Source organism: Hyphomicrobiales bacterium, assembly GCA_030688605.1.
GTDB lineage: Bacteria > Pseudomonadota > Alphaproteobacteria > Rhizobiales > NORP267 > JAUYJB01.
This window is the reverse complement of record JAUYJB010000052.1, coordinates 1-8,001: the sequence shown is the minus strand read 5'-3', so window position 1 is coordinate 8,001 and position 8,001 is coordinate 1. Positions and strand designations below refer to the sequence as shown.

Below are 8,001 nucleotides of genomic sequence, written 5' to 3'. Positions count from 1 at the left end.
GCGCTCGCCGCCGCGCGCGCCGGGTTGGCGCGGCGCGCGGAGGATCCCCTGCTCGATGACCAGGTCGCTGCCGCCGCCGATGAGGATCAGATGCTCGGCATTGTCGCGCCTGAGCAGCACCAGCCGCCGGCGCGGGTCGATCTGGACCGCCTCCAGGATGGCGAGACGGGCGATGCGGCCGCGGCGGCCGGCGCGCGGAGCGCCGCCCCGGGATAGCCGCCGGAACAGCCAGGCGACAAGGACGATCACGATCAGGACCACCGCGAAGGCGATCAAGGTGCGCATGGTCACGTCGAGAGTGACGCCGAGGAGCTGTTCTAGGAAATCCATGGCTTGCGTCCCATCGCTGTGTTGTGTCGCATCCCTGTGTCATCGAATGATAAGATCATACTATACCCAAACCGCAAAAATTGCCGACTTTGTGGCCGGCCGGGCCTTGGGGCCGGCGGCGGCCGGCACCGCGCCGCCGGCAAGCCCGGCGCGAAACGGCGTTGGCCGCGGTAGGGAGCAAACGGGACGTTGAATTTCTCCGCCTAAAGGCCCATCCTCGCTTGCGGTATGGCGAATCAGGGCCGCGATACGGGCGTATGACGGACGTTCAGCTGAGGCACCCGACCCCTGCGCCGCGCGGCGAGCGCGAGCGGCAGGGCAGCCTCGTCTGGCTCCTGATTCTGGCCATCGGACTGGTCGGCGCCGCGGTCACGCTCTCGACGCTCGACCGCGACGCCGCGGAGCCCTTCGTCTTCGCTCTGCTGGCGCTGTTCTCCGTGATCGGCGTCGTCGCCCTGTTCGGCGCCGCGGTCGGCGTCATCGGCTTCGGCGAGCGCGACCACAACAGCACCATGGCCGGCGAAATCATCGCGGCGCTCGACGAGGGCGTCGTCGTCACCGGGTCCGACGAGCGGGTGATCTACGCCAACGAGACCTACATGGCGATGAGCGGCTCGGACGGACGGTCGGTCGCCTCGACGGTGCCGCGCGCCTTTGCCGCCCATCCCGACGCCAACGAGCCGATATTCCGCCTGGCGCAGGCGGCGCGGGAGGGCCGCCGCTGGCAGGAGGAGTTCCGCGTCGGCAGCGACGTGGAGGAAGGCGAGGGGCGCTGGTACCGGGTCTCGGTGCAGCCGGTGGACTTCGCCGCCGACGGCACGCCGGCCAAGTCGAGCCGCTCGATCTGGCGCGTTGCCGACATGACCGAGGAGCGCCAGCGCCAGGAAAACATCTTCCAGGAGCTGCAGAACGCGATCGACTATCTCGACCACGCGCCGGCCGGCTTCTTCTCCACCAATGCCGACGGCCACATCCAATATATGAACGCGACGCTCGCCGGTTGGCTCGGTCTCGACCTGACCCAGACGGTGGCGGGCGCGGTGCAGCTGCGCGACATCGTGGCGGGCCAGTCGAGCGCGCTCCTCGACCAGGCGGTGCCGGTGGCCGGCGAGGCGCGCACAGAGGTGCTGGACCTCGACCTCAAGCGCCGCGACGGCACGCCGTTGCCGGTGCGGCTCCTGCACAGCGTCTCCTTCACCGCCGACGGCAGCCCCGGCTATTCGCGGACGCTGGTCATCAACCGCAGCCCCGGCGAGGACGTGTCGGAAACCCTGCGAGCGGCCGAGGTGCGCTTTGCCCGCTTCTTCAACAATGCGCCGATCGCCATCGCCACCGTCGAGGCCGGCGGCGCCATCGTGCGCGCCAACGCGGCCTTCGCACGCATGCGCTTCGGGGCCAAGGCCGACAAGGCGGCGCGCGGCAATCTGATCGATCTCGTCACCAGCGAGGACAAGGAGGCGGTCGCGGCAGCACTCAAGGTGGCCGCCGCGGGGCAGAGCGACATCGAGCCGTTCAACGTCACCTTCGCCGGCGAGGCCCCGCGCGCGGCGCGGATTTTTCTGAGCCCGGCCACCGACCTCGACCGCAAGAGCGCGGCCATCGTCTACGGCATCGACACCTCGGCGCAGCGGGCGCTGGAGGCGCAGTTCGCCCAGAGCCAGAAGATGCAGGCGGTGGGCCAGCTCGCCGGCGGCGTCGCCCACGACTTCAACAATGTGCTGACCGCCATCATCGGCTATAGCGACCTGTTGCTCGCCAGCCACCGGCCGACCGATCCGGCGTTCCAGGACATCATGAACATTAAGCACTCGGCCAACCGCGCCGCCGGCCTGGTGCGCCAGCTTTTGGCCTTCTCGCGCCGGCAGACGCTCAGGCCCGAGGTGCTGCGGCTCAACGACGCGATCTCGGAATTCACCGTCATGCTGCGCCGGCTGCTCGGCGAAAAGGTGGCGCTGATCCTCAAGCACCCGCCCGACCTGTGGCTGGTCAAGGTCGACCAGATCCAGCTCGAGCAGGTGATCATCAACCTCGCCGTCAATGCCCGCGACGCCATGTCCGACGGCGGCAAGCTCACCATCCGCACCGCCAACGTCGCCGCCGAGGAGGCCGCGGCTTACAGATTCACCGGCATGCCGGCGGCCGAATATGTGCTCATCGAGGTCTCCGACACCGGCGCCGGCATGACGCCGGAGGTGATGGAGAAGGTGTTCGAGCCGTTCTTCTCGACCAAGGATGTCGGCAAGGGCACCGGGCTCGGCCTGTCGACGGTCTACGGGATCATCAAGCAAACCGGCGGCTTCATTTATCCCAAGAGCAAGCCGGGCCAGGGCACCAGCTTTATGATCTTCCTGCCGCGGCACCTGGCCGCCGACCCGGCCGAGCGCGCGGCGCGCGCCGGCGAGACCAAGGAGGCCCGCGAAGGCAGGGAGGCGAAGGAGGCAAAAGCGGCCAGGGAAGCCAAGGAGGCCAGAGAGGCGCCGGCCGACCTTACCGGCCGCGGCCGGGTGCTCTTGGTCGAGGACGAGGACGCGGTGCGCACCTTCGCCGCCCGGGCGCTGACCTCGCGCGGCTATAGCGTCTTCGAGGCGGCCTCCGGCGCCGAGGCGCTGGAGGTGATGGGCAAGCAGAACGACGGCATCGACCTCGTCGTCTCCGACGTGGTGATGCCGGAAATGGACGGGCCGAGTCTGCTCAAGGAGCTGCGCAAGCGCTCGGCCCACGTCAAGATCATCTTCATGTCCGGCTATGCCGAGGAGGCATTCAAGAAGAACCTGGAAGGTGACGAAAACTTCCACTTCCTGCAAAAGCCCTTCAATTTGAAGGAGCTCGCCGCGATGGTGAAGGAGGTGATGGAGGAGTAAGGGGCGCCGTCGCCGCCTCCCCTCCTTCGCCATGTGTGGACGGCCGCTGCGTTGCAGGAGTTTTGTTGACGCGGCTTGGCGACCTGGTCGGGTGCGGTCATGTGTCCGGCCTTTGTGCGCGGCGCGTCAGGGCCGCTGCCCGTGATGGTGTCGGCGGGCCGGGCGCCGTACATTGCCACGGGCTCGCGGCTCATGACGAAGGGCGGTTTCGGTCATCCGCGCGCGGAACCCCACGCGGCTTGTTCGGCAACAGGGCTTCGATGATCGACCACTCGAAATCGCTGATCTCATAACGGCGCTGGCTCATGGCGTGCTCCTCCTCAAGGAGCTTGAATCACCATTCGACCAAAAACGGAATTTCCTTTATGAGTCGGAGACCTAATCTGTTCACCACAAGCAGTTAAGATGCTGGCGCCCGGCATCAGAGGGCTATCGTACCCCGCTTGCGGTAACCCTCGTAGGAATATAGCCGCGCCCTGCAATCTCCGGAACATGTGGCGAACACGCCCCGAATCCACCATTATCCACAACCATTTAGATTTTCCCTTGCCAATCGGAACAAAACGTGTACATTGGTTGCGATTGAATGAGTCCGGGGGGTATGGGATAAGGAGTTTCGGCGATGACCGGCACCAAGCTTCGCCTCGTTGAAGGGGACGGGATGGACAAGACCAAGGCGCTCGACGCCGCGCTGAGCCAGATCGAGCGGCATTTCGGCAAGGGCTCGATCATGCGGCTGGGGCAGAACCCGGTGGTCGAGATCGAGTCGATTTCCTCAGGCTCGATCGGCCTCGACATCGCGCTCGGCATCGGCGGCCTGCCGCGCGGCCGGGTGGTCGAGATCTACGGGCCGGAATCCTCCGGCAAAACGACGCTGGCGCTGCATTGCCTGGCGGAAGCCCAGAAGCTGGGCGGCACCTGCGCCTTTATCGACGCGGAACACGCGCTCGATCCCGGTTATGCGCGCAAGCTCGGCGTCGATGTCGGCGAGCTTCTGATCTCGCAGCCCGACACCGGCGAGCAGGCGCTGGAGATCGCCGATACGCTGGTGCGCTCCGGCGCCATCGACGTGCTGGTCATCGATTCGGTGGCGGCGCTGACCCCGCGGGCCGAGCTCGAGGGCGAAATGGGCGACAGCCTGCCCGGCCTGCAGGCGCGGTTGATGAGCCAGGCGCTCAGGAAGCTGACCGCCTCGATCTCCAAATCCCGCACCATGGTCATCTTCATCAACCAGATCCGCATGAAGATCGGCGTCATGTTCGGCTCGCCGGAGACCACGACCGGCGGCAACGCGCTGAAATTCTATGCTTCCGTGCGCCTCGACATCCGCCGCATCGGCGCCATCAAGGACCGCGACGAGGTGGTCGGCAACCAGACCCGCGTCAAGGTGGTCAAGAACAAGGTCGCGCCGCCCTTCAAGCAGGTCGAGTTCGACATCATGTATGGCGAGGGTATCTCCAAGACCGGCGAGCTGATCGATCTCGGTGTCAGGGTCGGCATCGTCGAGAAATCCGGCTCCTGGTTCTCCTATGACAGCCAGCGCATTGGCCAGGGCCGCGAGAACGCCAAGCAGTTCCTGAAGGACAATCCGGAGATGGCCCGGGCCATCGAAAAGGCGATCCGCGAGAATGCCGGCCTGCTGGCGAGCCGCATTCTCGAAGCCGGCAACGGGGAAGCCGGCGGCGGGGAGCCCGGCGAGGGCGAAACCCCGTTCGACGGCGATACGCTGGAGGCAAGCGGCTAGAGCGGCCGCAGACGGGCACAAACGGCGCTGGCCGCAAGGCGGGTGTAATTTGGGGCGCGCGCGCGGAGGCGGCGCGCCCTTCACGCGTCCGCGGCGGGCGGAGCCGGAGGTGCTCGCGAGCGCCGGACCGCTGGACTTCGCCCGCGGTCATCCTATAAACATCGCAAGACGCATTGAAACTTGAAGGCATGGGCCGCGCGAACAGGCGTGGCCCGTCGCGTGCGGCGCAGCGGAGAGGTCGATATCGCATGTCAGGCGTCAACGAGATCCGCGCCACTTTTCTCGATTTTTTCAAGCGGCACGGTCACGAGATCGTGCCGTCGGGGCCGCTCGTGCCACGCAACGACCCGACGTTGATGTTCACCAATGCCGGCATGGTACAGTTCAAGAACGTCTTCACCGGCGTCGAGAAGCTCCCCTACAAGCGCGCGGTCACGGCGCAGAAATGCGTGCGCGCCGGCGGCAAGCACAACGACCTTGACAATGTCGGCTATACCGCCCGCCACCACACCTTTTTCGAGATGCTCGGCAATTTCTCCTTCGGCGACTATTTCAAGGACGTCGCGATCGAGCTTGCCTGGAAGCTGATCACCGAGGAGTTCGCGCTGCCGGCCAAGCGGCTGATCGCCACCGTCTATGCCGACGACGAGGAGGCTTACGATCTGTGGAAGAAGGTCGCCGGCCTGCCGGAGGGCCGCATCGTCCGGATCGACAGCGACGACAATTTCTGGGCCATGGGCGAGACCGGCCCGTGCGGGCCGTGCTCGGAGATTTTCTACGACCATGGCGAGCATATTCCAGGCGGGCCCCCGGGCAGCGCCGAAGCCGAAGGCGACCGGTTCATCGAGATCTGGAACCTTGTCTTCATGCAGTACGAGCAGCTGAGCGCCGATGAGCGCGTCGACCTGCCGCGGCCTTCGATCGACACCGGCATGGGGCTCGAGCGTTTTGCCGCCGTCCTCCAGGGCACCCACGACAATTACCGGATCGACCTGTTCCGCGCCCTGATTAGGGCTGCTGAGGACGCGCTCGGCGTCGAGGCGGACAGCCGCAACGTGGCGAGTTTCCGGGTCATCGCCGATCACCTGCGCGCGGTCGGCTTCCTCATCGCCGAGGGCGTGCTGCCGTCGAACGAGGGGCGCGGCTATGTGCTCAGAAGGATCATGCGTCGCGCCATGCGCCATGCCCAGCTCCTCGGCGCGGCCGAGCCCGTCATGTGGCGGCTGGTTCCGGCGCTGGAGCGCGAGATGGGCCAGGCCTATCCGGAGCTCAACCGCGCGGAGGGACTGATCACCGAGACCTTGAGACTGGAAGAGAGGCGCTTCCGCAAGACCCTGGCGCGGGGTCTGCAGATCCTGGACGAGGAATCGGAGGGGCTGAAGCAAGGCGACGTGTTCTCCGGCGAGGTCGCCTTCAAGCTCTACGACACCTATGGCTTTCCGTTGGACCTCACCGAGGACGCGCTGAAGGGCCGCGGCATTGCGGTCGATAAGGCGGTGTTCGACACGGCCATGGAGCGCCAGCGCGAGACCGCCCGCCGGGCCTGGGCCGGCTCCGGCGAGGCGGCGACCGAGGAGATCTGGTTCAAGGTGCGTGAGGAGGCCGGCGCCAGCGAGTTTCTCGGCTACGAGACCGAGCGCGCGGAGGGCGTCGTGGTGGCGCTCGTCAAGGACGGCGCCGAGGTCGACAGGCTGGCCACGGGCGAGACGGGCGCGGTGGTGCTCAATCAGACGCCGTTTTACGGCGAATCCGGCGGCCAGGTCGGCGACCGTGGCGTGATGACGGCCGAGGGCACGCGGTTCAGCGTTTCCGACACCCAGAAGAAGCTCGGTGACGTTTTCGTCCATTACGGCGTGGTCGAGATGGGCGCGCTTGAGCGCGGCATGGCGCTCGAGCTTAAGGTCGATCACGCGCGCCGCGCGGGCGCCCGCATCCATCATTCGGCGACCCACCTCTTGCACGAGGCGCTGCGCGAGGTGCTCGGCAGCCACGTGGCGCAGAAGGGCTCGCTCGTCGAGCCCACCCGGCTGCGTTTCGACTTCAGCCATCCCAAGGAGATGGACGAGGCCGAGATGGAGGCGGTCGAGCGCATCGCCAACCGGGTGGTGGAGCAGAACGAGGAGGTGGCGACCCGGCTGATGAGCGTCGACGAGGCGATCGAGCAGGGGGCGATGGCGCTGTTCGGCGAGAAATACGGCGATGAGGTGCGCGTCGTCTCCATGGGGACCCAGCCCGGCGTCGAGGGCGCCAGCCGGACCTATTCCTTGGAGCTGTGCGGCGGCACCCATGTGCGCCGCACCGGCGATATCGGCCTCATCAAGGTGACGACCGAGGGGGCGGTCGCGGCCGGCGTCCGGCGCATCGAGGCGCTGGCTGGCGAAGAGGCGCGCAGATATCTCGACGAGCAGGACAGAAGGGTGCGCGCCGCGGCGGCGCTGCTGAAGACGACGCCGGGCGAGCTGACCCACAGGCTCGAGCAGCTCGTCGAGGAGCGGCGCAGAATCGAGCGCGAACTGGCCGACGCCAAGCGCAGGCTTGCACTCGCCGGCGGCCGCGCGGAGGCCGGCGGCGAGGACGAGGGCGTGCGCGAGGTCGGCGAGGTCAAGATGCTGACCCGCACCCTGCGCGGGATCTCGCTCAAGGACCTGCGCGGGCTTGCCGACGACGGCAAGAAGAAGCTTTCCTCCGGCATCGTCGCCATCGTCGGCGTCAGCGAGGAGGGCAAGGCCGGCATCGTCGTCGGCGTCACCGACGACCTGACGAAACGGTACAATGCCATCGACCTGGTGAAAATCGGTGCCCGGGCGCTCGGCGGCTCGGGCGGCGGCGGCCGCCCGGACATGGCGCAAGCCGGCGGCCCCGACGGCGGCAAGGCGGAGGCGGCGCTCGCCGCCATCGCCGAGGCGGTCGAGCGGGCGACCGTGCCGGGCTAGAGCGGTTCATGGTCATAGGGAACCATTTGACCGGGATGATTTTGCGCCGGGGCCAGGCGCGGCTCGCCGGGGCGATGCGGTGCATCGGCCAACAGCCGCAACACCGCCACGGCGCAAAAGAACCCGGCCTTCG

General features: G+C 67.2%; 4 protein-coding genes and 1 pseudogene. 3 read left to right on the top strand and 2 right to left on the bottom strand.

Features of this window, described 5'->3' with window-relative positions; translation table 11 throughout:
• A partial coding sequence (locus Q8P46_06410) for a flagellar biosynthetic protein FliO (GenBank protein MDP2619794.1) occupies positions 1 to 330 on the bottom strand: 330 nt, incomplete at its 3' end.
• A 257-nt stretch (positions 331 to 587) separates the two neighbouring features.
• Between Q8P46_06410 and Q8P46_06405 the strand changes: the two genes are divergently transcribed.
• Entirely contained in the window at positions 588 to 3,191 is a 2,604-nt protein-coding gene (locus Q8P46_06405; GenBank protein MDP2619793.1) for a response regulator, read from the top strand.
• A gap of 208 nt (positions 3,192 to 3,399) precedes the next feature.
• Here the strand turns inward: Q8P46_06405 and Q8P46_06400 are convergent.
• Positions 3,400 to 3,498, bottom strand: a pseudogene (locus Q8P46_06400) (IS5/IS1182 family transposase).
• 315 nt (positions 3,499 to 3,813) lie between these two features.
• Between Q8P46_06400 and recA the strand changes: the two are divergent.
• Positions 3,814 to 4,935: a recombinase RecA gene (gene recA / locus Q8P46_06395; protein ID MDP2619792.1), complete on the top strand. Its 1,122-nt coding sequence runs from the start codon at positions 3,814 to 3,816 to the stop codon at positions 4,933 to 4,935.
• Between the two features lie 248 nt (positions 4,936 to 5,183).
• A complete protein-coding gene (gene alaS, locus Q8P46_06390) occupies positions 5,184 to 7,868 on the top strand; it encodes an alanine--tRNA ligase (protein ID MDP2619791.1) in 2,685 nt (894 codons plus the stop codon).
• The last annotated feature ends 133 nt before the right edge of the window (positions 7,869 to 8,001 follow it).

Excerpts from the sequence above, each read along its gene's own strand:
- recA (MDP2619792.1), top strand. The coding sequence starts at position 3,814 with ATGACCGGCACCAAGCTTCGCCTCGTTGAAGGGGACGGGATGGACAAG.
- alaS (MDP2619791.1), top strand. The coding sequence starts at position 5,184 with ATGTCAGGCGTCAACGAGATCCGCGCCACTTTTCTCGATTTTTTCAAG.
- Q8P46_06405 (MDP2619793.1), top strand. The coding sequence starts at position 588 with ATGACGGACGTTCAGCTGAGGCACCCGACCCCTGCGCCGCGCGGCGAG.